Origin of the sequence: Clostridium sp. ATCC BAA-442, assembly GCF_964239415.1 — a bacterium.
Taxonomy (GTDB): Bacteria; Bacillota; Clostridia; order Oscillospirales; family Oscillospiraceae; genus Flavonifractor; species Flavonifractor plautii.
Genome location: NZ_CAXSQB010000031.1, coordinates 250 through 25,664, shown reverse-complemented (window position 1 = coordinate 25,664; position 25,415 = coordinate 250). Strand labels below are relative to the sequence as shown.

Annotated in this window: 22 protein-coding genes and 1 pseudogene; 14 read left to right on the top strand and 9 right to left on the bottom strand. The window is 65.0% G+C overall.

Annotation, left to right across the window (positions count from 1 at the left end; genetic code table 11):
- Positions 1-146: 146 nt before the first annotated feature.
- The 6 genes from ACESY8_RS13125 (at position 147) to ACESY8_RS13100 (ending at position 6,978) form a co-directional block, all read left to right on the top strand.
- Positions 147-1,763 (top strand): GlmL-related ornithine degradation protein, encoded by a 1,617-nt coding sequence (locus ACESY8_RS13125; RefSeq protein ID WP_054339478.1) that lies wholly within the window; start codon positions 147-149, stop codon positions 1,761-1,763.
- Positions 1,764-1,766: 3 nt separating this feature from the next.
- A complete protein-coding gene (orr, locus tag ACESY8_RS13120) occupies positions 1,767-2,849 on the top strand; it encodes an ornithine racemase Orr (protein ID WP_054339479.1) in 1,083 nt (360 codons plus the stop codon).
- 33 nt (positions 2,850-2,882) lie between these two features.
- The gene (gene rocF / locus ACESY8_RS13115) at positions 2,883-3,776 is read left to right on the top strand and encodes an arginase (RefSeq protein ID WP_054339480.1); all 894 of its coding nucleotides are present in this window, start codon (positions 2,883-2,885) and stop codon (positions 3,774-3,776) included.
- A gap of 28 nt (positions 3,777-3,804) precedes the next feature.
- On the top strand, positions 3,805-4,869 hold the full coding sequence (locus tag ACESY8_RS13110) for a YkvI family membrane protein (RefSeq protein WP_434307888.1): 1,065 nt from the start codon (positions 3,805-3,807) through the stop codon (positions 4,867-4,869).
- A complete protein-coding gene (locus ACESY8_RS13105) occupies positions 4,847-5,197 on the top strand; it encodes a helix-turn-helix transcriptional regulator (protein ID WP_007488530.1) in 351 nt (116 codons plus the stop codon). The genes ACESY8_RS13110 and ACESY8_RS13105 overlap by 23 nt, the downstream gene beginning before the upstream one ends.
- A 695-nt stretch (positions 5,198-5,892) precedes the next feature.
- Positions 5,893-6,978 carry a collagen-like domain-containing protein gene (locus tag ACESY8_RS13100; RefSeq protein WP_498794772.1) on the top strand — a complete coding sequence of 362 codons (1,086 nt, stop codon included), beginning with the start codon at positions 5,893-5,895 and terminating at the stop codon, positions 6,976-6,978.
- Between the two features lie 73 nt (positions 6,979-7,051).
- Here the strand turns inward: ACESY8_RS13100 and ACESY8_RS13095 are convergent, their stop codons facing one another.
- Positions 7,052-9,439: a M56 family metallopeptidase gene (locus ACESY8_RS13095; protein ID WP_498794771.1), complete on the bottom strand. Its 2,388-nt coding sequence runs from the start codon at positions 9,437-9,439 to the stop codon at positions 7,052-7,054.
- Positions 9,432-9,821, bottom strand: a complete 390-nt coding sequence (locus ACESY8_RS13090) for a BlaI/MecI/CopY family transcriptional regulator (RefSeq protein ID WP_054339548.1) — start codon at positions 9,819-9,821, stop codon at positions 9,432-9,434. The genes ACESY8_RS13095 and ACESY8_RS13090 overlap by 8 nt, the downstream gene beginning before the upstream one ends.
- Before the next feature lie 118 nt (positions 9,822-9,939).
- Here ACESY8_RS13090 and ACESY8_RS13085 point away from each other — a divergent pair, with 118 nt between their 5' ends.
- A complete protein-coding gene (locus tag ACESY8_RS13085) occupies positions 9,940-11,238 on the top strand; it encodes a M18 family aminopeptidase (RefSeq protein ID WP_054339547.1) in 1,299 nt (432 codons plus the stop codon).
- 229 nt (positions 11,239-11,467) lie between these two features.
- Here the strand turns inward: ACESY8_RS13085 and ACESY8_RS13080 are convergent, their stop codons facing one another.
- On the bottom strand, positions 11,468-12,385 hold the full coding sequence (locus ACESY8_RS13080; RefSeq protein ID WP_009258987.1) for a LysR family transcriptional regulator: 918 nt from the start codon (positions 12,383-12,385) through the stop codon (positions 11,468-11,470).
- A 359-nt stretch (positions 12,386-12,744) separates the two neighbouring features.
- Between ACESY8_RS13080 and ACESY8_RS13075 the strand changes: the two genes are divergently transcribed.
- Genes ACESY8_RS13075 through ACESY8_RS13065 form a run of 3 tightly spaced genes read left to right on the top strand, consistent with a single transcriptional unit; the run spans position 12,745 to position 16,135 of the window.
- Positions 12,745-14,301 (top strand): acyl CoA:acetate/3-ketoacid CoA transferase, encoded by a 1,557-nt coding sequence (locus tag ACESY8_RS13075; RefSeq protein WP_055180773.1) that lies wholly within the window; start codon positions 12,745-12,747, stop codon positions 14,299-14,301.
- A 45-nt stretch (positions 14,302-14,346) separates the two neighbouring features.
- Positions 14,347-15,690 (top strand): GntP family permease, encoded by a 1,344-nt coding sequence (locus ACESY8_RS13070; RefSeq protein ID WP_007488825.1) that lies wholly within the window; start codon positions 14,347-14,349, stop codon positions 15,688-15,690.
- Between the two features lie 34 nt (positions 15,691-15,724).
- Positions 15,725-16,135, top strand: a complete 411-nt coding sequence (locus ACESY8_RS13065; RefSeq protein WP_021630346.1) for a MaoC family dehydratase — start codon at positions 15,725-15,727, stop codon at positions 16,133-16,135.
- Positions 16,136-16,208: 73 nt separating this feature from the next.
- Here ACESY8_RS13065 and ACESY8_RS13060 read toward each other — a convergent pair whose 3' ends face one another.
- Positions 16,209-17,426: a sensor histidine kinase gene (locus tag ACESY8_RS13060; protein WP_148341755.1), complete on the bottom strand. Its 1,218-nt coding sequence runs from the start codon at positions 17,424-17,426 to the stop codon at positions 16,209-16,211.
- On the bottom strand, positions 17,423-18,118 hold the full coding sequence (locus ACESY8_RS13055) for a response regulator transcription factor (protein ID WP_035299029.1): 696 nt from the start codon (positions 18,116-18,118) through the stop codon (positions 17,423-17,425). Before ACESY8_RS13055 ends, ACESY8_RS13060 begins: the two co-directional genes overlap by 4 nt.
- A gap of 274 nt (positions 18,119-18,392) precedes the next feature.
- On the opposite strand from ACESY8_RS13055, the gene ACESY8_RS13050 reads away from it, so the two are divergent.
- Genes ACESY8_RS13050 through ACESY8_RS13040 form a run of 3 tightly spaced genes read left to right on the top strand, consistent with a single transcriptional unit; the run spans position 18,393 to position 20,785 of the window.
- Complete coding sequence (locus ACESY8_RS13050) at positions 18,393-19,307, top strand: ABC transporter ATP-binding protein (RefSeq protein ID WP_054339545.1); 915 nt, start codon at positions 18,393-18,395, stop codon at positions 19,305-19,307.
- Complete coding sequence (locus ACESY8_RS13045) at positions 19,304-20,053, top strand: ABC transporter permease (protein ID WP_434307886.1); 750 nt, start codon at positions 19,304-19,306, stop codon at positions 20,051-20,053. The genes ACESY8_RS13050 and ACESY8_RS13045 overlap by 4 nt, the downstream gene beginning before the upstream one ends.
- 3 nt (positions 20,054-20,056) lie before the next feature.
- On the top strand, positions 20,057-20,785 hold the full coding sequence (locus ACESY8_RS13040) for an ABC transporter permease (protein ID WP_009258982.1): 729 nt from the start codon (positions 20,057-20,059) through the stop codon (positions 20,783-20,785).
- A gap of 106 nt (positions 20,786-20,891) precedes the next feature.
- On the opposite strand, the gene ACESY8_RS13035 is transcribed toward ACESY8_RS13040, so the two are convergent.
- Both ACESY8_RS13035 and ACESY8_RS13030 read right to left on the bottom strand, forming a co-directional pair.
- Positions 20,892-21,347, bottom strand: coding sequence for a hypothetical protein (locus tag ACESY8_RS13035; protein WP_007488816.1), 456 nt, complete (start codon positions 21,345-21,347; stop codon positions 20,892-20,894).
- A gap of 12 nt (positions 21,348-21,359) precedes the next feature.
- Positions 21,360-22,163 carry a DAPG hydrolase family protein gene (locus ACESY8_RS13030; protein ID WP_007488814.1) on the bottom strand — a complete coding sequence of 268 codons (804 nt, stop codon included), beginning with the start codon at positions 22,161-22,163 and terminating at the stop codon, positions 21,360-21,362.
- Positions 22,164-22,360: 197 nt separating this feature from the next.
- Here ACESY8_RS13030 and ACESY8_RS13025 point away from each other — a divergent pair.
- A pseudogene (locus tag ACESY8_RS13025) lies at positions 22,361-23,545 on the top strand (sigma-54 interaction domain-containing protein); the annotation flags it as partial.
- Positions 23,546-23,659: 114 nt separating this feature from the next.
- Here ACESY8_RS13025 and lepB read toward each other — a convergent pair.
- Positions 23,660-24,277 (bottom strand): signal peptidase I, encoded by a 618-nt coding sequence (gene lepB / locus ACESY8_RS13020; RefSeq protein WP_498794773.1) that lies wholly within the window; start codon positions 24,275-24,277, stop codon positions 23,660-23,662.
- A gap of 40 nt (positions 24,278-24,317) precedes the next feature.
- A partial coding sequence (locus tag ACESY8_RS13015) for an ATP-binding protein (protein ID WP_498794770.1) occupies positions 24,318-25,415 on the bottom strand: 1,098 nt, incomplete at its 5' end.

Sequence of the window (25,415 nt, the reverse complement as noted above, 5' to 3'; positions counted from 1 at the left end):
AACAGCGCGCCGAACGAAACAAGTCGGGCAAACAGGCAAACCGAGGGGCAGAGGCGCTGCGGCCTTCTGCCCTGGTTTGCCTGTTTGCAAAGCAAATCTGTAGTATGTTTGCTGCCTTCCAATGCAGCAGAAAGGCGGTGACAGTAATGAAAGTAGATGTCCTTGTAGCGGAGATCGGCTCCACCACGACCGTGGTAAACGCGTTTCACGGCCTGGAGGGCGACCGCCCGGTCTATCTCGGCCAAGGCCAGGCCCCCACTTCTGTACTGGACGGAGATGTACGTATCGGCCTGCAGAGCGCAGTCTCCGACCTGTGCGGCAAGCTGGGAACGGAGTCCCTGGAGTACCGCGAGATGCTGGCCACATCCTCTGCCGCCGGCGGCCTCAAGATGACGGTACACGGCTTGGTATACGACATGACGGCCAAGGCCGCCAGGGAGGCGGCCCTGGGCGCGGGAGGGATTCTCCACTACGTTACGGCGGGACGGCTGCGCCGGACTGATTTGGCCAAGATCAAGGAAATACGCCCCAACCTCATTCTGATCGCAGGCGGCGTGGACTACGGCGAACGGGACACGGCGATCGCCAATGCGGAGATGATCCGCTCCATGAACCTTAAAATCCCCGTCGTCTACGCCGGAAATGTGGAGAATCAGGAGGAGATGCGCCTGATTTTTCCGGAGGAGGAGGGGGAGCAGCTCTACATTGTGGAGAATGTCTACCCCAAGATCGACGCGCTGAACGTAGAGCCCTGCCGGAAGGTCATTCAGGATGCGTTTGAACAAAACATCACCCATGCTCCAGGCATGGAGCACGTCCGGGAGATGGTGACAGGCCCCATCATCCCCACGCCGGGCGCGGTGATGGAATGTACCAAGCTGTTGTATGAATACCTGGGCGACCTCATTGTTTTGGACGTGGGCGGGGCGACAACAGATCTGCATTCCGTCACGGTGGAGTCCGACCAAGTCGCCCGCCTCATGATTTCACCCGAGCCGAAGGCCAAGCGCACGGTTGAAGGGGATCTGGGCGTGTATGTCAACCGCTGGAAGGTGGTGGAGTCCATCGGCGAGGAGAAGCTCCGGGAGCAGTGCCGGGAGCAGGGCTTTTCCATGGAGCATGCCCTGGAGACCTATCGGGCCATCCCCAAAACGGAGGAAGAAGTGAAGCTGGTGGAGCTGCTTACCCGAGAGGCCGTGGTAAAGGCGGCGGAGCGGCACGCCGGCAGGCTGCGGTATATCTACGGCCCTTCCGGACGCAGCACGGTGGCCGAGGGCAAGGATTTGACGCAGGTCAAATACATCGTGGGCACCGGAGGCGCCCTCACCCGGCTGCCCCACCGTGAGGAGATCATGCGGGAGATCACCCGCTGTAATGAGTCGGGCATGCTGCTGCTTCCCGGGGAGCACGCCCAGATCCTGGTGGATCACGACTATATTATGGCCTCGCTGGGCGTGCTGTCCAAGCGGTACCCACAGGCGGCCGCCCGGCTGCTGGAGCAGAGCCTGGGCATGACCTTTCCGGAGCGGAAAGCGGAGGAGCCGGTACCCGTCTGCAACAAGGAGCTCTCCCGGCTTGAGACCCAGCGGCAGCAGCGGGAAGAGGAGCTACAGCGGCACATTGAGGAGTGCGAGGCCATGGGCTATGATATGAGCGCCTACCGGGAGAACAGGCCGAAAGCAGGGGACTGCAGCCATGAGTGCAGCCGCTGTACCCGCCTCCACTGCCCCAACCGCATTACACAGGAAGGAGCGAGTTCGTAAGCCATGTACCCCAGAGTGCGTATTCACATGGACAGACTGCGCCGGAACCTGGACGCCTGCGCCGGCATAATCCAAAAGGTTCCCGGCTGCACCCTTATGATCGTGACCAAGGGCGTGTGCGCCTATCCCCCCATCGTCCGCATGCTCACGGGGCATCCGGGGGTTGATTTTCTGGCCGACTCCCGCATCCAGAACCTGAAATCCTATGCCGCACAGGCGCGTCAGGCCGGTAAGCAGACGGTTCTGCTCCGCCTGTCCATGCCCAGCGAGGTATCCGAAGTGGTGGAGTATGCGGATGTCAGCTTCCAGTCGGAGCTGTCCACCATCAGGCTGCTGGACGAAGCCGCCGGGCGGGCGGGCAAGCGCCATAATGTGGTGCTGATGATCGACCTGGGCGATCTCCGGGAGGGAATCTTTTACCAAAAGGAAGAGGAGATCTTTTCCACGGTGGCAGAGCTCCTTTTGCTCAAGCACATACGCCTGTATGGGCTTGGCACCAACCTCACCTGCTACGGGGCCATCATTCCGAAGTATGAGAATCTCTCTCTGCTGGTGGGGCTTGCGCGAAAGCTGGAGCAGCGCTTCCACATCCGGCTCCCCATGGTCTCCGGCGGGAATTCCAGCTCCATTTATCTGATTGAACAGGGGAATCTGCCGGAGGGCATCAATAATCTGCGCCTGGGCGAGTCCTTCCTGCTGGGCAATGACACTGCTTATGGCACAAGAATCCCGGGAACCGTGGGGGACGCACTGGAGCTGGAGGCGGAAGTCATTGAAATCAAGGAAAAGCCCTCCCTCCCGGTAGGCGAGATCGGCGTGGATGCTTTCGGACACCGGCCCACCTATGAGGATAAGGGGATCATGCGCCGGGCCATCGTGGCGGTGGGCCGGCAGGATGTGGACACAGACAGCCTGCAGCCCAGGGATCCGCAGATAGAAATCCTGGGCGGAAGCTCGGATCACCTGCTGCTGGATCTGACCCACTGCACCACTGTATACCAAGTGGGGGACCGGATACAGTTTACCCTTGGTTACGGCAGCATGCTCAAGGCATTTACCAGCCCCTATGTGGAAAAAGTCATCTGAGCCGCAGATCTCTGCGGAGAGGGAGTGGCAGATATGTTACGGAAACTCGACCTGATCGGCGTTCAGTCGGATTGGGGTGCCTCGCAACGGGGGGCCAGCATGGGACCAGCCGCCATCCGGTTTGGAGGGCTTGTGGAGGGTCTGGAGCGGCAGGGCCACCACGTACGGGACAGGGGAGATATCCTCGCTCCCCGGACAGGGGCCAGCCGGGAAAAGCTGCTGCACTATGAACAGGTGTCAGAGGTGAACCGGCGGGTGTACCTCTCCGTTACGGAAACCCTGGAGGAGGGGCGTTTCCCCGTTATCCTGGGCGGCGACCACAGTATCGCCGCCGGCAGCATCGCGGCGGTCTCGAAGAGGCACAGCGGCAACATCGGCGTCATCTGGATCGATGCCCACGGCGACTGGAACAGCGAGGAGAGCACATGCACCGGCAATATGCACGGGATGCCCTTTTCCGCTGTCTGTGGTTACGGACCTGACTGTATGGTGGAGTTCGGCCAGGGAGCGGCGCCGGTTAACGTGGCTCACTGCGTGCAGGTCGGCGGACGGGACATTGACGATTTGGAGCGGCAGCGTATGGCGCAAGCGGGGGTCACTGTGTTTCCGATCAATATGATCGACAAGCTCGGGATGGGCGCGGTAATTGAGCAGGCCATCCAGATCGCCGGAGAGGGCACCGATGGCATCCACCTCAGCTTTGATGTGGATGCCATCACTCCGGAGGCTGTGCCGGGCACGGGAGTGATTGTTTACAACGGCCTGACCCCCCGTGAAGCCTTTCTGGCGGCAGAGGCCATTGCGGAGAGCAGGAAGCTGATCTCCATGGACATGGTGGAGGTCAATCCCTTCCTGGATACCGCCAATAAGAGCGGCATTCTTGCCTCTGAGCTGATCCAGTCGGCTCTGGGAAAAAGCGTATATTGAGCACGGAGGGAGACCTGTGGAGGAACCTTTGGAACAGACCATTTCCGCACGCCAGCTTGGGGCTGCCTTTTCGGGGTGTTTTCTGGGGGCCGGCTATGTCTCCGGCAGGGAGATGTGGCAGTTTTTCGGCCGGTTTGGCCCGGTGGGCTGGCTGGGGCTGTGCCTGAGCATCGCGCTGCTGGGTGGGGCGGGGTTGCTTCTGCTTACCATGGTCCGGCGGACCGGCCGGCATGAGTTGTCCTTCCTGATGGTCCCCTGGCAATGCCCGGCGCTCAGATATCTCCTGGCTCTTTTCTCTGTCCTGCTCCTGTTCGGGGTGGTAACCATCATGACAGCGGGGACGGGGGCGGCGCTTCATCAGGCCTTTGGACTGCCCCCCTGGCTATGCGGATTGCTCTTTGCTCTGCTGATCGCAGCCCTCTCTCTGTCGGGGCTGCGGGGGATGATCTCTATCTTTTCCTTTGCGGCCCCCGCGCTGGTTCTCTGTACGGTGGGGTTAGGGGCGGGGGCCCTGCTCCTGCTGCCTGCCTGTCCGCCGCCTGCGTTCCAGGGCGGTGTTGGGTGGCTTCCCTCCGCTATGGCATTTTCGGCCTATAACATGTTCAGCGCTGTGGCAATCCTGGCCCCCCTGGGGCGGCAGGTCCCGCCAAGGTGCACTCCAAGGGGAATTGGCCTGGGCTGTACCATGCTTTTCATGGTGGCCGCGCCGATTCTGCTTGTCCTGAACCACTATCCCGGGGCGGCCGAGACGGAATTTCCCATGCTGACGGTGGTCACAGCCATCTCCCCAGGACTCGGCATTCCCTATCTTTTGCTCCTGCTGATCGCCATGGTGGTCACCGCCTTTTCCTGCTTTCTGGCTGGTATGGAGCGGCTCTCCGCCGGAACAGAGCTGCACGGCCGGGAGAGGGTCCTCCGGTTTTTCGCTGTCTCCCTGGTGGCCTGGGGCGCGTCTCTGCTGGGCTTCGGTGAACTCATCAGTCTGATCTACCCGGTGTTCGGCGCAGTCAGTGCGGTTTTCCTAACAGGTATGGCTGTCCATTTTTGCAGGGTGAACTGGGGGAATCCGAATGAAAAAGCAGACGGAAAGTGACCTGGTGGCAGAGGCGGTCGCCTACATGAGGCTCCATTTCGCCAGACCACTCAAACTGACAAAGGTTGCAAGGCACGTGGGCTGCTCTCCCGCCTACTTGAGCAGGAAATTTCAGGCCGAACGCTCCTGCACGTTTACTTACTGTCTGAACCAGATCCGGGTAGAACAGAGCAAGCCGCTTCTCCTCAACCCTGCCCTCACGGTAGGGGATGTGGGCTACCTGGTGGGATTTTGTGAGCAGAGTTATTTTGTTAAGGTATTTCGCAGATATACCGGTATGACACCGAGGCAGTACCAGCAGTCGGAAAAGCGGGGTCTTTCGCCCTGAAAGGAGCGCAGTACGATGTATTTTTGCAGACCAGGGCTGGACACAGCGCTGCTTCCCGGATCATTCAAACAGACGATCAGGGGGGAAACGCCGGTTGGCGTTTCCCCCCTGTGTTGCTCTCCGCGCCTCTGCGTCATAGTCTAAGGCAGGGCCATTGCGCCCAATCCAGTATGGAGTGTACCCTTATGAACTATTATGGATGTTATTACACAGGAAGGGGCTGCCCCTGCTCCTGTGATACCTCAGATGACGAACTGTTTCAGCGCGGGCCGCAGGGCCCCCAGGGAATCCCCGGTGAGCGGGGTCCGCAGGGCCCACGTGGTCCAAAGGGCGATCCAGGCTGTCCTGGGCCTGTCGGGCCCCGCGGTATGGCCGGGCTGCCCGGCACCCGCGGACCGCAGGGCGTGCGGGGCGACGCCGGGCCGAAAGGAGATCCGGGGCCCATGGGTCCCCAGGGAATCCGTGGAGTTCCAGGCCCTATGGGCCCGCAAGGCGACCGCGGTCCGGTTGGTCCGAAGGGTGATCCCGGTCCGGCCGGCCCCATGGGTCCAAAAGGGGAACAGGGTGATCCCGGAGCCCGCGGTCCGGTTGGTGAACAAGGTCCTATGGGAGAACAGGGTCTACAGGGTGAAACCGGCCCACAGGGTCCTCAGGGAGAGCGCGGCTGCCCCGGTCCTATGGGGGAGCAGGGACCAATGGGACCAACCGGCCCTGCCGGAGAAGTCGGCCCCACCGGCCCCCAAGGGTTGACCGGTCTTACCGGGCCGACCGGGCCGACTGGACCTCAAGGCATCCAGGGCGTCACCGGGCCGACTGGACCGACTGGACCTCAAGGCATCCAGGGTGTCACTGGGCCGACCGGACCTCAGGGTATCCAGGGCGTCACCGGGCCGACCGGACCTCAGGGCATCCAAGGTGTCACCGGGCCGACTGGACCGACTGGACCTCAAGGCATCCAGGGTGTCACTGGGCCGACTGGGCCAACTGGACCTCAGGGCAGCCAGGGTGTCACCGGGCCGACCGGACCTCAGGGCATCCAGGGCGTCACCGGGCCGACCGGACCTCAGGGCAGCCAGGGTGTCACCGGGCCGACCGGAACCACCCCATCCGTCACGGTGCGGAATGTAACCTCGGGCTCTACCGCCGCTGTCACCGCCACCCCCTCCGACACCGGCGTGGCGCTGGACTTTGTGCTGCCCCAGGGGCCAACCGGACCGACGGGAAGTGCCGGCGTCAAGGGTGACATCGGCGCTACCGGCCCCGCGCCCACCATCACGGTGGAGGAGAGTTCCCCCACCGCTTACCGTGTGCGCTTCCACGGCAGCGGGGCCGACGTGGTTTCCCCCAACCTGCGCGCGAGCCCCGAAGTCTATAACATGAGTTTGTCATCTACGGGGAGCGCCAGGGAAATCACCCTGGGCAAGCTGATTCTCAATGTGCAGAACGCCGGTACCAGCGCCATTCGTCTGAGCCTCCGGGCAGCGGACACTGCGGCCCCCGTACTGGTGGACCTCCGGCGAACCACGATCTACGACGGGAGCACCATTGAATCTCAGACCTGGAACAGCGTATCCTTTTCCACTGCTCAGATAATCGACGATATTCTCTACGACAACTCCCAGGAAACTCACTGGATGCGGCTCCGCCAGCAGGACCCCGCCACCAAGCTCTGGTCCATGTGCCAGATCACTACCTTTGCCTCGGCGGCAGGCGCCCGCGTTTCGGTCATCATCGACTGGTATTACACCGGCGTAACCTTTGCCGCCCCATCCGGCTCCTAAAAAGGAAACAGGCGCACGCCCTCATTCTGGGCGTGCGCCTGGATTTTTTGCGGGCAGCTGCTGCCCTGGCCTCTTAACCGCCGACTCCGTTCTCCAGCTCCACCGTGGCCAGAGGCAGGTCGAAGAGCTCCGAGAGATCGCTTGCACCCTCCAGCACAAAGGCGTCGGGGGACAGATCCCGGCCGCTCCAGTCCTCCTCAAAGTCCAGAGCCACCGCCACCGGATCCAGCAGATCGGGCCGTTCTCCGGCATCGCAGGCATCCTGGAGGGCGGCGTAATAGTCGTCCATGGGCTGATCGGTCTCCGGCACCACCAGATAGCGCGTGCCATTCTGATCCATCCAGCGATCCACGCACCAGATGCCCCTCTCCCCCTGGGTCGCGGGCTGGGAGAGCACCAAGGTGTAGACCGTGTCCGCCACTTCTTCATAGCCGGACAGGCCGTAATAGGGCCGGTAGCTCACCCGCAGATGCTCCCCGTGCGGATAGGAGAGCACCCCGTTCACCCGCTGGTAGAAGGGATCCTCCTCCATAGGGGTGAGCCCGGCGCCGGCGGCCAGCTCCTCCAGCCACGCCATCAGGGCTGTCCCTGTATCATGGTAGTCGCCGTAGTGGTCGGGATGGAAGTTCACATCGGTGGGGCTGTGGCAGGCGTAGTACCAGTCCCCGCTCCGGCCCAGGTAGGAACAGCCGCCGGTCAGCTCCCAGCTATAATAGGACTGCTCAAAGCCCACCTGGCTGTAGCGCCCCACCTGGAGGAGCAGTCCGCCCCATTCGGTGTTGTAGTCCGGCGCGTAATAATAGGTGGCCAGCACGCCGGAACCGCCCTCCGTCACATCCCCCGGCCCGGTTACCACAACCTTGTCCGCCAGCTCCGCCGGCAGGGCGGCCAGCCCACTCTCCAGGGGAACCTTCTCCTCCGTCTGAACAGCTAGGTTGGACACGAACTGCCAGCCCTCCCCGCGCTCCCGCAGGGTGACCTGCTTATATCCGTCGCCCATAAAGGTGTCGTCGTAGGTGAGGCGCACCAGCTCGCCACGCCGCTCCCCGCCGGTGAAGGTGACGGAGCCGCGGTAATTGGTGTCGCCGTGGTAGTAGAAATACACATCGAAGTCGGGCAGATAGGTAAAGTGTTCCAGCCCCACCTGGCCGGTCTCCGCCAGGGTGAGGCCCAGATACTCCTCCAACACCTTGTCCATCTGGGCGGTGGTCAGGATGGTGGCCGGGCAGTCGGGGGCATCGCCGCCCTCGGCGGCCAGCATGGCCGCCTCCAGGGCCACCGGGTCGACGCCGTCCGGTGGGGCGGCGTAGTCGGCGTCCCCGTCGCCGCAGTAGAAGAGCTGGAACAGGTCGATCTCCTCCGGCGCGGCATAGGTGGAGCTGAGGAACTGGTTGCGGATGTTCAGGTAGTCCCCGTTGAAAAAGCCGTCTCCGTTGAAGTAGGCCAGCTCCTCCTCCGAGAGCGGCTCCCAGGCGTCGCTCCGCCCGCCGGTGAAGGTGCACCCCACCGCCAGCCCCGCCAGGAGGGCCACCGCCGCCAGGACGGCGGCCAGGGTTCTGGGCTTCCCTGCAATCATGGCAATCCGCTCCTTTAAGCTCGATGACCCGGCGGTCATGGTGGTGGCGCAGCACAGCAGCTCGCCCGCCGACGGCCGGGCCGTCACCAGCCGGATTAGAGTACGGCCGTAGGCCGCCCGCTCCCGGTCGTCCGCCCCCTGGAGGGCCCCCTCGTCGCAGGCCAGCTCCCCGTCCCGCCTGGACAGAACGGCGGCCAGCCAGACCAGGGGGTTGTACCAGTGGAGGGCCAGGGCCGCCGCCCGCAGCACCGCCCAGATGTGGTCGCCGTGGCGGCGGTGGGTCAGCTCATGGCGCAGGACGTGGCCCAGCAGCTCCGGTTCGCCGGCCGCCGCCGGGGTCAGATAGACCGCGGGCCGGGGAAAGCCATACAGGCAGGGGGAGGGCAGCCCGCGGGCCACATAGACCGGCACGGCTATCCCCGGGATGGGGTGGGCCCGCCGCATCCGCCGCAGGCGCAGATAAAAGCGCAGGTTGCACGCCAGCAGGGCGGCGGCCAGCACCCCCGCGCCGCCCAGCCACACCGCGGTCAGGACGCCCCTCCAGTCCGCCGCCCCGGCGGGAGCGGAGTCCGGCGCGGCCGCCGGGCCGGAGGGCCGGGGTTCCGCCTCCCCCTCCGGCCGGACGGGCATGGGCTCCGCCTCCGGGGCGGAGGGACTCCCGCCGGACTGGGGCGGCTGGGCCTGCACCGCGGCCGTCTGGGGCAGGGGCACATAGTTCAGCACGCTCAATCCGGTCTGGAACACCGTGCCCGGCACCAGAAGGCGCAGGAGCACCAGCAGCCACAGGGCGTACCGCAGCCGCAGGCCCATCCGCCCCCGGAACAGGGCCCGCACGGCCAGCACAATCACGATCAGCAGGGACGACATCAGAATCCACTCAGCCATGCTCCTTCTCCTCCAGTCCCTTCAAAACGTCGTAGAGGGCGTCGATCTCCTCCCGGCTCAGGCGCTCCGGCTCCGCCGCGGCGTTTGTGAGCATGCTCACGCTCTCCCGGCAGATACGCCGGAGGAAGCTGCGGGTCTCGCTCACCACCGCGGCCCGGCGCTCCACCGCCGGGGCGTACCACTTGGCCCGCTCCCCCTGCCGACAGGTGAGCAGTCCCTTTTCGGTCATCCGCTTGAGCACGGTGGTGGTGGTGCCCTTGGCCCACCCCTCACGCTCGGCCAGGGTGCGGGCCAGCTGGGTCATGGTCTGGGGGGACGCCTCCCAGAGGCAGTCCAGCACCGCCCACTCGGTTCCCGTCAGGCGCACCAGTTCTCCGTCCATTTCATCACCTCCATCTGGTAGACATTGTCTACCTGTAACATAACACGGCAGGTAGACAATGTCAACCTTTTATTTTTCCACCTCCTGCTCTATAATAGTGGAAAAAGGAGGCTTTGCCATGCAGACAACCGACAAGCTGATGGAATACATTCAGGACAGTCCCAGCCCCTATCACGCGGTCGCCGCCGCGGCCGCCCGGCTGGAGGCGGCGGGCTTTACCCGCCTGGAGGAGAGCGACCCCTGGGCGCTCTCTCCCGGCCAGTGCTGCTACACCACCCGCAACCAGAGCAGCCTGATCGCCTTCCGCCTGCCCGGCGGCACCCCGGAGGGCTGGCGCATGACCGCCGCCCACAGCGACTCGCCCACCTTCTATGTGAAAAACGACGCGCTGGAGGGGGACAAGCGCTACGTCCGCCTGGCGGTGGAGGGATACGGCGGCATGAACTGCGCCAGCTGGCTGGACCGGCCCCTCACCGTGGCGGGCCGGGCGGTGGTGCGCACCCCGGCAGGGGTGGAGGGGCGTCTGGTCTATCTGGACCGGGATCTGCTCACCATCCCCAGCCTGGCCATCCACCAGCAGCGGGACGTGAACCGGGGCCACGACTACAACGCCCAGAAGGACATGCAGCCCCTCTACGCCCTGGGCGGCGGCCCCTCCCTCACCGCCCTGCTGGCGGAGGAGCTGGGGGTGGACGTGGGGGACATCCTGGCCACCGACCTGGTGCTCTGCCCCCGGCAGGCGCCGGTGCGCATCGGGCCGGAGGGTGAATTCTTCCAGGCCCCCCGCATTGACGATCTGGGCTGCGCCTACGCCACCCTGGAGGGGTTCCTGAGCGCGAAGGGCACGGAGCGCTTCGGACAGCTCTACTGCCTCTTCGACAACGAGGAGGTGGGCAGCGGCACCCGCCAGGGGGCCATGAGCTCCTTCCTCCCCGACGTGCTCACCCGCATCGGGGAGGCGCTGGGCCTCTCCGCCCAGGCCCGCCGCCAGGCCCTGGCGGGCAGCCTGCTCCTCTCCGCCGACAACGGCCACGCCGTCCACCCCAACTTCCCCGAGAAGGCCGATCCGGCCAACAAGGTCTACCCCAACGGCGGCGTGGTGATCAAGTACTCGGCCAACCAGAAGTACACCACCACCGGCCTCACCGCCGGCCTGTTCCAGGCCATCTGCCAAAAGGCCGGGGTGCCGGTGCAGGTGTTTGCCAACCGGGCCGACGAGCCGGGCGGCTCCACCCTGGGCAACCTGCTGGGCCACCAGGTCAGCATCCCCATGGTGGACATCGGCATGGCCCAGCTTGCCATGCACTCCGCCGTGGAGACGGCGGGCAGCCGGGACCCGGAGTACATGGCCCGGGCCTGCGCCGCCTTCTTCCAGGCGGAGTTTACCCAGACCGCCGACGGCGTGTATCAATTCTGATTTCAACTGTCCTCACCGGAAAAGGCCGGCCCGTCGTGAGACGGGCCCCGGCCTCAGCCTGTCGAAACCTCTTTTCGACAGGCTGCTGAACTTTTTGAGACTCTAAACGAGTTCCAAAAAGTTGTTTGATCCCACGCGAAAGGGAACCCTGACGGTTCCCTTTCACACTATCCTTCCCTTCGAAAACCTTAGCAGGAAGGCTTAATAACCGCCTAAAGGCCGGCCCGTCTCACGACGGGCCGGCCTTTTCCATTAAGGGCTTCCGCTCTGCAAAGTGGGCGCGAATATGGTCGAACAACTGTGCGGCGGCAAAGGAGTGATAGCCCTGTCTCCTGCGGATGATGGCAATATCCCACACGATGCGCGGCTCCAGGGGCACGGTGACAAGCTTGTCGCACATCCCGTGGAGGATCAGCGGCAGGGGCAGCAAGGCGATGCACTGCTGCATGGCCACCATCTTGAAACTGAAGCCAGGCATCAGGCTTTTATAGGCAATGCGGGGGGCAAAGCCCTGCTCGCCGCACATCTGAATAAAGGTGTCGTGCAGGGTGGCCGTTTCACTGAAGGTCAGAATGGTCTCCCCTCTCAGCTCACGGATATGTACGCCGGGCATCTGGGCAAAGGGATGCTCCCGGCTCACCACAAGCTGACACACATCGCTGACCAGAAGGTGGCTTTCAAAGCGGGACGGCTCCTCCACCGGGAGCATGACCAGTCCCAGATCCGCCTTTCCCAATCCCACCGAGGCGGCGGTGAGCTTGGAGCCCTCCTCCACCAGGCTGATGTCGATGCCGGGGTATTGCCGGTGAAAGCTGGCAAACAGCTCGGGAAAATACATGTCCAGCAGCACCCCGGGAATACTCAGCCGTACCTCTCCGGTCTTGACCGAGCGCACGTCCGCCATGGTCTGGAAGATCGCCTCATACTGCATGAGAAACTCCTGGGCCCGCTCGTACAGGATCCGTCCCGCATCGGTCAGGTGAAAGCTCTTGCTGGTGCGTTCAATGAGCAGAACATTCAGCGATTCCTCCAGTTGTTTGATGGAACGGGTCAGCATGGGCTGTGTCACAAAAAGCTGGGCGGCTGCGCGGGTAAAGCTCTCCTGCCGGACCACTTCAACAAAATATTTCAAGTGCTGAATATCCATAGCTACCTCCACGTCCTCGGTGATGCTGTCCCTATCATAATCGAAGAATAAAAAAATTTCCAGAAAAATCCGCACAAAGTTTCTACTGTGAAATTGTTAAAAATGAAACACAGCATTCCCCCCGCGCATTCGTCCATACGCAAAAGGCATGATACTGTGGATATGCCACAAATATAGCAATAAAAGTTCTACAATAATGTGCAATCTATTCCGATTTTGGAATGCAGCCTATCAAATTGTTCATTTTACAGATGTACTTCCTATGCCGTATACTTTCTGCAACGGCGCGGGCCGCAGACCAGCCGAACCCGTGCCGCCTCCTTCCGGGGAGGAATGGTGAGCGGAAAGGGAGTGCAGATATGCCCAAAATCCTGTCGGCGCACGATGCCGTGCGCCAGTACATCCACGACGGAGACACCGTCACCTTCGGCGGCTTCGCCAGCGGCCTGATGCATCCGGAGTCCATTCTCAGAGCGCTGGAGGAGCGGGCGCGAAACGGCGAGGGGCCCCACGGCCTGACCGCCTTGTACGCCGCCGGTCAGGGCGACAGCGACAGCCGCGGCCTGAACCACCTGGGGGTGGAGGGCCTTTGCCGCAGGGTGATCGGCGGCCACTGGGGGCTCTCCCCCAAGCTGGGCCGGCTGTGCGCGGAAAACAAGCTGGCCGGCTACAACCTGCCCCAGGGGGTGATCGCCCAGCTTTTCCGGGACATTGCCGCGGGAAAGCCCGGCGTAATTACCCATGTGGGCCTGGGCACCTTTGTAGACCCCCGCCTGGAGGGGGGCAAGCTCAACGACGCCGCCCGGGCGGCCGGGGACGTGGTAAAGCTCATTGAGCTGGAGGGGGAGGAAAAGCTGTTCTACCCTGCCATTCCCATTCAGGTGGCTATTCTCCGGGCCAGCTATGCCGATACCAGGGGCAACTGCACCTTCCAGCGGGAGGGCGTATACGCCGAGGCCCTGGCCCAGGCACAGGCCGCCCGGAATTCCGGCGGAACGGTCATCGTCCAGGTGGAGCGCATTGTGGAATACGGCTCCCTGGACACCCGCCTGGTGCGCCTGCCCGGCATCTACGTGGACGTGCTGGTGGAGGCCCCGCCGGAGGAACATATGCAGACCTTCGGCACCCGTTATAACCCGGCCTTCTCCGGCGAGGTGCGCGTCCCTCTGCGCTCCCTGCCCCCGCTGCCCATGGGAGAGCGGAAAATCATCGCCCGCCGGGCCGCCATGGAGCTGCTCCCCCACGCAGTCACCAACCTGGGCATCGGCATGCCGGAGGGGGTGGCCGCCGTGGCGGCGGAGGAGGGCCTGGAGGGGCTTGTGCTGACCACCGAGGTAGGGGCCATCGGCGGCATCCCCGCCGGCGGCAAGGACTTCGGCGCAGCCATCAACGCCGACTGCATTCTGGACCAGCCCGCCCAGTTCGATTTCTATGACGGCGGCGGGCTGGACGTGGCCTTCCTGGGCCTGGCCCAGATGGACGCCGCAGGAAACATCAATGTCTCCAAATTTGGCCCCAAGATCGCCGGCTGCGGCGGCTTCATCAACATCACCCAGAACGCCAAACGAGTGGTGTACTGCGGCACCTTCACCGCCGGCGGGCTGGACGTGGCGGTGGAGGACGGCAGGCTGGCCATCCGCCGGGAGGGGTCCGTGCGCAAGCTGCTGCGCCAGGTGGAGCAGATCACCTTCTCCGGCGCCTATGCGGCCAGACGCGGCCAGCACGTGCTCTACGTCACGGAGCGGGCCGTCTTCGCCCTCACTCCGGAGGGGGTGGAGCTGAAAGAGATCGCCCCCGGCGTGGACCTACAGCGGGATATTCTGGACCAGATGGACTTCCAGCCCATCATCCGCAAGGTCCGGGCGATGGATCCCCGCATCTTCCGCCCGGAACCTATGGGGCTCACCCTGCCTTGATCTGAGAGGGGACGTTTATTCTGTATCTGTAGAGGAGGAATCCAAATGTCACTATCCCTGTTCGGCATTATTTTGGGCCTGGTCCTGCTGATGTTCCTGGCCTACAAGGGCTATTCCATCATCTGGGTCGCCCCTGTCTGCGCCGTGGTGGTGGCCGTGCTCAGCGGCTATGCCATCCTGGACGCCTACATTGGCGACTATATGAAGGGCATGGCCGACTACGTGCTCCAATGGTTCCCCGCCTTCTTCCTGGGCGCGGTGTACGGCAAGGTCATGGATCTGACCGGTTCCGCCCGCAGCCTGGGCAACGCCCTGGTCAAGCTGATCGGCCCCCGCTTCGCGGTGGCAGCAGTGGTTATCCCCTGCCTGCTGATGACCTATGGCGGCATCTCCCTGTTCGTCGTGGTGTTCGTCATCTATCCCATGGGCTATTCCATCTACCGGGCCGCCGACCTGCCCCGCACCCTGCTGCCCGGCGCCATTGCCACCGGCGCCTTCGGCATCACCATGACCGCCGTGCCCGGCACCCCCCAGATTCAGAACCTGATCCCCACCGACTACTACGGCACCACCACCATGGCGGCTCCGCTCCTGTCCCTTGTGGCCTGCGCCGTTATGCTGCTGCCCGCCTATATCTACCTGGAGTGGCGGGTGCGCCAGTCCCGCCGCAAGGGCCTGCACTTTGTCCCCGACCCCAAGCACAAGGAAGTGGATCACGACTCCAAGGCTCTGCCCTCCTGGCACTGGGTCACCGGCATCGTCCCCCTGGTGGTCGTTGTGCTCATGCTCAACCTGTTCCCCTGGCTGCTCAATCGCTTTGCCGGCATTGAGCTGGCCTCCAACTACGCCATCGTCATCGCCCTGGTGTGCGGCATTCTGGTGGCCTGCCTGCTGAACCTGAACCAGGCCAAGACCCTGCTGCCCGCCATCAACGAGGGCGCCAACGGCTCCATGGGCGCCATCATGAACACCGCCTGCGCCGTTGGCTTCGGCTCCGTGGTCAAGGTGGTCCCCGGCTTTGCCTCCCTCACCAGCATCGCCCTGAACATGCCCGGCTCCATCCTCTTCTCCGAGGCGGTGGCCGTCAATCTGCTGGCCGGCGCCACCGGCTCGGCCTCCGGCGGCATGTCCATCGCCCTGTCCGCCCTGGGCCCCAAGTACGCCGAAATGGCTGCGGGCAACACCGGCGTTCTGGAGGCCCTGCACCGCATCGCCTCCATCTCCTCCGGCGGCCTGGACACCCTGCCCCACAACGGCGCGGTGCTCACCCTGCTGGCCGTGTCCAACTGTACCCACAAGGAGTCCTACATCGACATCTGTATCACGACCTGTATCATTCCGCTGGTATCCTCTCTGGGGCTGGCCCTGATCTGGGGCCTGTTCCTCTGATCCCCGTCAGCGCATACAAGAAGGAGGCCGCATCATGACCATTCAGCAATTGAAGCTGGGCGACAGCGCCAGCCACTCCAAGACCATCAGCGAGACCGACGTGTACCTCTTCGCCGGTATCACCGGCGATCTGAACCCCGCCCATGTCAACGAGTCCGTGGCCAGTGCCTCCCGGTTCGGCGGACGGATTGCCCACGGCATCCTCAGCGCCGGCCTCATTTCCGCCGTCCTGGCCATGCAGCTGCCCGGCCCCGGCACCATCTACCTGGGCCAGGAGCTGAAGTTCACCAGGCCCGTCCGCTTCGGGGACACCGTCACCGCCACCTGCACAGTGAGCGAAATCCGCGCGGAGAAGAACATCGTCAAGCTGGATACGACCTGTACCAACCAGCATGGCGAGGTGGTTCTACAGGGCATGGCCACGGTCATGCCGCCCCAACAGTAGCGTTTTCTTCCCATACCTCCCCTTTCTCATGCAGAGCCCCCGGATGCCATTGGCGTCCGGGGGCTCTGCGCGCTCACAGGGGCAGGCGGAGGACGGCCAGGACGCCCCGCGCCGCCCGGTGCAGCTCCAGTGCGCCGCCATGGGCCCTGGCGATCTGCTCCACCAGCCTGAGGCCGGTGCCGTGGGCGGCCCCGCCGTCCGGGGCCAGTCCGACCTCCGCCAGTCCGACCGGCAGACCACCACCCCCGTCGTCCTCCACCCTCAGGGTGCATACTTCCCCCTCGGCTGCCGCAGTCAGGGTGATGGCGCAGCCCTCCGGGTTGTGGCGCACGCAGTTGTTCACCAGGTTAAGCAGGGCCCGCCGCAGCAGGGACGCGTCCCCCTCCAACGTAAGGGTTTCGGCCTCCGGCGGCACCTCCACCGCCAGGGCGTACCGCTCCTCCAGCCCGCCGTTGAGCACGTCGGCCGCCACCTGCCGCACCAGGGCGGCGGGGTGGAGGCTCCCCCGCCGCAGGGGCTGCATGGCGTAGTCCAGGCGCATGGTCAGGTTGAGGTCATTGATCAGATCCCGGATGGTCTGGCTCTGGCGGCGGATGATGGCGGCCTGGGCCCTCCGCCGGGGCGGGAGGACCGGGTCCGCCTCCAACTGCCCGGCGTAGCCCATGACCATGGACAGAGGGGTGCGGATGTCATGGGAGATGCCGTTGATCCAGTCGGAGCGGGCAAAGTCCCGCTCCTGCTGTTCCCGCCGGAACTGGCGGCCCAGCACCAGGGCGGTGAGGCCCAGCACCCCCAGCAGGGCCAGCAGAAACAGCCCCGCGAACCAGAAAGGGATGGTCTTCAGCACATCCATATCCAAGACGAAGGGGTGCTTCCAGGTGCTCCCCTTCGGGCCGCCCGCCACCAGCAGACCGTCCTCCCGTACCCGTACCTGTACCGGGTAGTCGCTCAGATACCAGCGGGTAAAGGCGGCCACATCGGTAAGGGAGTAGCGGTCGGGCACATCGGCAGGTTTGCCCTGCTGCCACACCACGGCGCCGCCCTCGTCCACCAGCATGGCCCACAGCTCCTTCTCCGCCAGGTACTCCCCGCCGGTAAAGGCATAGCCCCCCTCCGTCCGCACCAGGGCGGCGGAGAGCTCGTCCATGGAGGCGTTCCACGAGCTGCCCGCCCCGGCAGAGGTGACAATAAAGGCCAGCAGCCCCGCCACCGCCAGAACCAGCACCAGCACCGCCGAGGCCGCCACCAGGCCGGCCGCCACCAGGGTACGGCGGAGATTGCGCCCCCTCACGGCCGCTCCTCCTGGGCCAGGCGGTAGCCCAGCCCCCGGACGGTGAGCAGGTACTGCGGGTGGGAGGGGTCGGTCTCCAGTTTCTCCCGCAGGCGGCGTATATGAACCATGAGGGTGTTCTCATAGCCCACCATGGGCCCCTCCCACAGGGCCTGGCACAGGGCGTCGATGGTGACGATGTTTCCCCGGTTGGCCGCCAGCTTTTTGAGCAGGGCGTACTCCTTGGCGGTGAGGGCAGCCTCACCGCCGCCGGGGCGGCGCACCGTGCCGGTGCCCCAGTGCACCTCCGCTGCCCCGAGGCGCAGCACCTCCCCCGCCCCAGCGCCGTACACCCGGCGGAGCACCGCCGCCAGGCGCAGCAGCAGCTCCTGAGGCAGGAATGGCTTGGTGATGTAGTCGTCCGCCCCCAGGCCCAGCCCCCGCAGGCGAGCCTCATCCTCGTCCCGTGCGGAGAGGAACAGCACCGGCACGCCGTTCCCCACCCGCCGCAGCTCCTCCAGCAGGGAAAACCCGTCCCCATCGGGGAGCATCACGTCCAGCAGCGCCGCGTCGGGCTGCGACTCTGTCCACGCCCGGCGGGCCTGGGCGCAGTCGGCTGCCAGTGTGACAGCATAGCCCGCCCCCTCCAGCAGCTCTCCCACCATGCGCCGCAGCTCCGGCGCGTCGTCCACCAGTAAAATGTGATAGGCCATCCTTGCTTCCCAGTCCTTTCTGATCGGAGCAAATGCCCCGTAGGGACGACCCTCGTGGTCGCCCGCGGGGGGCCAGAAGGGCCGCCCCTGCCGACTTGCGCAGGGCAGAAAGCACATGGCCCCGCGCCCTGTTCCCGCTGTTTTTCTATTATACAACAACTGGCTTCCCCTTTGCACGCCCCGGCCGGAAAACGTAAGGTAAGCGTAAGGATGGCTTCATCGGGATGTAAGGGAGGGGCGCTATCCTTGCGGTGTAACAAGGAGGTGTCCTCACATGAACGCTGTTGTGGAAACCCGCGGGCTGTGCAAACAGTACGGCCCGGCTCTGCGGGTCAACCATCTGGATCTCACCGTGCCGGAGGGGGCGGTCTATGGATTTCTGGGCCCCAACGGGGCGGGCAAATCCACCACCCTCAAGCTGCTTCTGGGGCTGGCCAGGCCCACGGCAGGGGAGATCGCCGTCTTTGGGCGGCCCATGGGTCCCCGCACCCGCATGGAGACTCTCAGTCAGGTGGGCAGCCTGATCGAGAGCCCCAGCTACTACGGCCACCTGACCGGCGCGGAGAACCTGCACATCGTCCAAACCCTGCGCGGGGCGCCGGAGCGGGACATCGGGGAGGTGCTGCGCATCGTCCGGCTGGACGGCCAGAAGGGCAAGCGGACGGCCCACTACTCCCTGGGCATGAAGCAGCGGCTGGGCCTGGCCGCCGCCCTGCTGGGCTTCCCCAGGCTGCTGATCCTGGACGAGCCCACCAACGGCCTGGATCCGGCGGGCATCCAGGAGATGCGGGAGCTCATCCGCTCCCTGCCCGGCCGGTTCGGCATGACGGTGGTGGTGTCCAGCCACCTGCTCAGCGAGATCGACCAGATGGCCGACCACGTGGGCATCATCCGGGAGGGGAGGCTGGTGTTTCAGGACACCCTGTCCGCGCTCCACGCCCGCAGTTGCCCCCGCCTGGCCCTGCGCACCACCGACAACGCCGGGGCGGCCCGCCTGCTGGGGGAGAACCGTGTCCCCTGCACCCTGGAGGACGGCTGGCTCACCCTTCCCCTGCTCTCCGACGCCGATGCAGCCAGTCTCTCCCGCTTTCTGGCCTCCCACCGGGTGGATCTTCTGCGCATGGAGGAGCGGCAGAAGAGCCTGGAAGACCTCTTTCTGGAGCTCACCGGAAGGGAGGAGAGCCTGTGAAGCTGCTGGCCCTGGAGTTCTGCAAGTGCCGCCGGCGCAAGCTCACCCTGGTCTGCGCCGGCCTGCTGGCCGCCCAGCTCCTGTGGTTCGGGGCCTACCTGACCCGGCAGGATGCGGAGGCGCTGGCTCAGGGGTGGATGCTTCTGCTCTACAACCTGGCAATGGTGGACGCCATTATGCTCCCTATCGGCGTGGCGGTGATTGCCAGCCGGAGCTGTGAGCTGGAGCACAGGGGGCATACCCTCAAGCTGCTGGAGACTGCCGTCACCCCCGGTCGTCTCTACGCCGCCAAGCTGGCCTGGGGCGCCCTGGTGCTGGCCGGCCTGCTCCTGGTGCGCGGCGCCCTCTTTCTGGCCCTGGGCCTTGCCATGGGCCTCCCCGGCGGGACGCCCTGGGGGCGGTTCGTGGTTTTTACCGCCCTGTCCTGGGCGGTGTCCATGACCCTCTACGCCCTCCAGCAGGGGCTGTCCCTCCGCTTCGCCAACCAGGCCGTGGCTCTGGTATGCGGCATCTTCGGCAGCTTCGTGGGACTCATGGCCCTGCTCTTCCCCGTGTGGGTACAGCGGTGCGTCCCCTGGGGGTATTACGGCCTGCTCTCTCTGGTGCGGATGGAATGGGATGAGGCCACCCGCTGGACCGCTTTCTTTTGGCGGCGGCCGGAGCCCCTGGATCTGGCCCTCCTGTGCCTGTGGGCGGCCCTCTTTCTCACTGTGGGACGGACTCTGTTCGTCCGAAAGGAGGTATGAGGCATGGTACTGCGCTGTCTCCGGGCGGAGCTGATGAAGTGCCGCCGCGCCCCGGTGTGGCTGGCCTTCCTGGTACTCCCCCTCTTTCCCGCGGTGCTGGGCACCTTCAACTACCTGGGCAACCTGGAGGTGCTGGACGCCGGCTGGTACAGCCTGTGGACCCAGCACACCCTGTTTGCCTCCATGTTCTTCCTCCCCGCCCAGTTCGGCGTGTTCTGCGCCTGGCAGTGGCGGCTGGAGCACGCCGACCACAACTGGAACGCCGCCCTCACCGCCCCGGTACCAGTGCGTGCGCTCTACCTGGGCAAGCTGCTGCTGGACGTGGGGGTGTCCGCCCTGGCCATGGCCCTCATCGGCCTGCTCTTTCTCCTCAGCGGCAGGCTGGCAGGTATCTCCGCCCCTCTGCCCCCGGAGCTGCCCGGCTGGCTAGCCTTCGGCGCCCTGGGCTGTACGGCGGTGTGCGCCGTACAGCTCTACCTCAGTCTGGCCATCCGCGCCTTCGCCCCGCCGGTAGCCATCGCCCTGGTGGGTGGAATCTTCGGCCTGCTCCTTACCAGCCAGGGCTTCGGCGCCGCCTTTCCCTACTCCCTGCTCTGCCTGGGTATGCGGGCCAACAACCCCCAGATGGCCCTGCCCCTCCCCTCCTTTCTGGCGGGCTGCGGGTTCTACCTTCTGCTCTTCTCTCTGCTGGCCGTACGGCGGCTCTCCCGCCGGGATGCCGTCACCGGGTAAAACATACCCCCGCGTGCCATAGCACGCGGGGGTATGTTTTACCGCCTATCGAAAAGGTCCTTTCGACGGCAGGAGGGTTTATAGACATCCTCCTGTGTCATCCGATTCAGTCCTCCCTGGAACAGATGACGGCAGTCGCCTTCATGGAGGGGATGAAGACGATGGCGGCGGTGATGTAGGCCACCACAAAGATGGCGGGCACCTTGGTGATCCAGAAGCCGAAGAAGCCCGCGCCCATGGCGAAGCCGATCTCGCAGAACATCAGCAGGAAGCTCATGAGCAGCACAATCACGAACACGATGGCCAGCAGGCGCAGGAAGTAGGCGGCGGGGCCTTCCATCTTCTTGACGCCCAAGGCGCGGACGAACTTGTTGCCCATGGCGGGCAGATCGATGATGGTCTCCAGGGTCATGTTGAGGCAGAAGCCCTGAATCATACCGATGATAAAGCTCTCCGGGGTGAGCGCGCCCTCGCCGGCCTTGACGAAGATGGTCACCACCAAAGTGATGAAGAAGGCCAGGAAAATGTTAAATACCAGAGGGAATTTGCTCTTCTTGCACATGACGGCTCCTCCTTACCAGTTGTCCTTGTTCTCGGCGTAGACCTGAGGCAGGATGGCGGCCAGGTGGCCGAACTCCTTCAGGTTGTGGGCGAACAGGCCCATGGGTACCTCCTCCGGGACGGACACGCCGTCGGGCACCAGCTTGACCAGCCTGCCGTCCACCAGGCCGTAGCCGATCCAGAAGCGGGAGCGCAGCTCGATGCCGCCGGGGATCTCGCGGACGAAGTGGGTCATGATGGCCGCCACGCCCTGGCCGGGGACGGGGCCGTGGCCGTTGGCGCAGATGAGGGCGGCGCAGGCGTCGGTGCCCACCTTCTCCTCCTCATAGCCCAGCTCGTGGGGATAGCGGAACTCCAAAACCAGCTCGTCGGGGCCGGGGCCGATATCCTCCAGCACATGGTGGACGGTGCCCCAGGTGCGCTCCCGCATGGGCAGGCTCTGGTCCAGGGTCTTCTCCCGCATCTGCTGGCGGGCATAGTAGTGATCCTCCGGGTCCCAGATGCGGTAGCGGAGATCCTCCAGGCTGTGCCAGGCGAACCACCACTCGAACATCTCAGGAGTCACGCCGGGCATCTCGGTGCGGTTGGCCAGGAAGCCGGTGCCGTTGGGCATGACGCAGTAACCGATCTCGCAGGGCAGATAGCCGGGCTTGAACAGGTCGTTGCGGTCCTCGATCTTCAGCGCCAGGCTGGGATCGATGGGGCCAGCCGCCAGCACGGCCAGCTTCTCCTCCGGAATGGGGGTGATAGGCAGGTCGTAAAACTTAGCGTAGGGCAGGGCGCGCTCAGCAGCGGTCAGTTCGGGTCTCTTGCTCATGATAAACACTCCTTCTGTGTTTTGTATTCACGTCTATTTTCATGAGCAATTCCCGTGCCAAATGCGCCGCACGGCCCGGAACCCCCGCCCCACAGGGGACTTCTGCCCTCCTTCTCCCCCCATTCCGCCCGGCTGTCTTGTCTTTTTTCCGTACATATTGTATAATAGTGTTCAGATTATGAACAGGTGGTGAGGACATGCAGACTTTGCACATCAGCCGCCAGGAGCTGCACACCCGGGGCGGCGTCCTGGACCGGATGCTGGACAGCCTGTTCGACACCGCCATTCTGGTGGACACCGACTGCCGCATCCTCTACATCAGCGCCAGCTCCTTCCCCGACCCGTCCCAGCGGGCAGCGGTGGTGGGGCAGCATATCTCAGTGCTGGACCAGCTCTCCCCCTTCGAGGAGGTACTGCGCACCGGCCAACCCCGGCCCGACCTCTTTCTGGAGCTCCATGGCCGGCCCTGTATCTCCAGCCTGTTTCCCGTCCTGGACGGGGAGCGGGTCATCGGCGTGGTGGGCACCATCACGGTGCGCAACCTGGGCCGGTTGAAAAAGGTGCTCTCCCAGCTCAGCGACCAGGCCGCCGGCTTCCGGGGCCTCTACCAGGATCTGGCCCGGGTGGACAGCGGCTACCGCCTGGAGGATTTTGTAGGGGAGAGCCCCCGGGTGGCCGACCTGCTGGACAAGGCCCGGAAGGCCGCTCACAGCGGTGAGAGCGTACTCATTCTGGGGGAGACCGGCACCGGCAAGGAGATCATCGCCAGCGGCATCCATGCCGAGCGCCACGGGGGCCGCCCCCTCCCCTATGTGACCATCAACTGTACCGCCATCCCAGAGCAGCTCCTGGAATCCGAACTCTTCGGCCACGAGAAGGGGGCTTTCACCGGCGCCACCGAGGCCCGGATGGGCAAGTTTCAACTGGCGGGGGACGGGGATCTCCTGCTGGACGAGATCGGGGACATGGATCTGCAGATGCAGTCCAAGCTGCTGCGGGTGCTGGAGTCCCGGGAGTTTGAGCGGGTGGGCGGTCGTGAGATCATCCCCCTGCGTGCGGGGATCATCGCCTCGACCAACCAAAACCTGCTGGCCATGAGCGAGCGGCGGGCTTTCCGGGCGGATCTCTACTACCGCCTGTCCACCATCGAACTCTACCTGCCGCCCCTGCGGGCCCGGCCGGAGGACATTCCCCTGCTCATCGACCGCCTCTGCGCCCAAAAGGGCGGGCGGCTCCGCCTCACCCACCAGGCCATGGAGTACCTTCAGCGGTACACCTGGCCGGGTAACGTCCGCCAGCTCAAGAATCTGGTGGGCCGCTGGCTGGTGTTCTACGACGGGGTGCAGATCACCGGACGGCACGTGGTGGACGAGCTGACCATCGGCCAGCGCAGCTACAACGAGGCCTTCGGCGTCACCGACCCCCTGGCGGGGACGGCGTCGCCGTCCGGCCCCGCCTCCGCGTATCCCTTGGATACGCGGCCCGCGTTTTGCATGCTATCTGGTCTGCTCCCCTTCGGGGATCATGCCGAAGTTTTGGAAGGGCAGCAGGACGCACACCGCCCGCCCCAGCACATACCGCTCGTCCACGGTGCCCAGGGTCACGTCCCGGCTGTCACTGGAGTGGTTGCGGTTGTCGCCCATGACGAAGATGGAGCCCTCCGGCACCTCAATATGGGTCTGGTTCTCATAGGTGGGACACAGCATGGCCTCATGGATGTAGGGCTCGTCCAGCACCTGTCCGTCCGCTGCGACGGTGCCCGCGTCGTAGTCGATGTCCACCGTCTGTCCGCCCACGGCGATGACCCGCTTGACGATGGGCCCGTCCACATCGCGGAAGGCCTTGGTGAGCACCACCACATCCCCCTGCTTGGGCTCATAGCCGACGCTCTGGAGCAGCAGCATGTCCCCGTGGTGCAGCGTGGGATACATGGAGCTGCCGTCCACGCCGATGATGCGCCCCACGAAGGTGAAGAGAAGGATCAGCGCCACCAGGGCCAGCACCAGGGCCTGGAGCCAGAAGTAGAGATCCAGCTTGAGGGAGTCGCCGCTGGAGAGCTCCTCCTGCTCCTCCCCGTCTTGTGTTTGCTTCTTTGCCAAAGGTATCAGCTCCATCCGAATGGAAAAAAGATCGTTCTATTATACCCCGCCCTGCTCACGATTGCAAGCGCAGAACGGCGGCCCCCTCCCGGCCCTCCGCCAGCCGCGCCTCCCGGCTGTGGCAGGTGAACAGGAGGATCTGCCGCTCCTCTCCCAGCCGGGCCAGGGCCTCCAGGGCCAGGGCGCAGCGGCCGTCATCGAAGTTGGCCAGGGCGTCGTCCAGCACCAGGGGACAGGGCTCCTCCGCAGGGAGCACCAGCTCACACACCGCCAGACGCACCGCCAGGTAGAGCTGGTCGGCGGTGCCTTGGGAGAGGGTCAGCGCCCGCCGGGGCTGGAGGCCGTCGTGCTCCTCCGCCAGGGCCTCAAACTGCTGGGTAAGGGCCACCTTGTCGTATTTCCCGCCGGTGAGCTCCGCCAGCAGCCCCCCCGCCCGGCGGTTGAGGGCCGGGGAGAACCGGGCCTGGAGCCCGCTGTGGGCCTGCTCCAGGGCGGCCAGGGCCGCGCCCAGGGCGTCGTACTCCGCCCGGCGGCGGTCCAGCTCCTCCTGGATGGCCTCCCGCCGGGTCTGAAGGGCCTCCCGGTCGCCCAGGGTATTCAGCTCCCCCTGGGCCATGGCCAGGCCGCTGCGCAGCCGGGAGAGCTCTCCCTCCGCCGCGCTCAGGCGGGCCGCGGTCTCGGCAGGGTCAAAGCGGGGCTCCACGTCCGTCCCGCCGGAGACCTCCTCGGGCCGGGGCAGGCTGTCGGCCAGGGTTCTGGCCCCCTCCAGCTTTACCCGGGCGGTGGACAGGCGCTCGTCCAGGTTCAGCGCCCGGGAGAGGGCGGCGGATACGCCGAAGGTGTCCGTCACCGTGGGGGCGAAGGGGTGCACCAGCTCCAGCAGCCTCCGGCGGGTCTCCTCGTCCCGGGCGATGTGCCCGGCCAGGGCCTGCTCCACCGCCTCCCGCTTTTTGGCCGCCTCCGCCGCCACCACACACGCCTCCCGGTAGGCGCTGGCCCGGCCCAGAATATCCTCAGGCCGCTCCGCCCCGTAGCGTGCCAGCAGCTCTGCCGCTCCGGCGGCAAATCGTCTTTTCCACAGCCCGGCGGCGATCAGCAGGGCTGCCCCCCCGATAGCCAGAGCAGCGGACACCCCGGCCGTCGTCAAAACGGC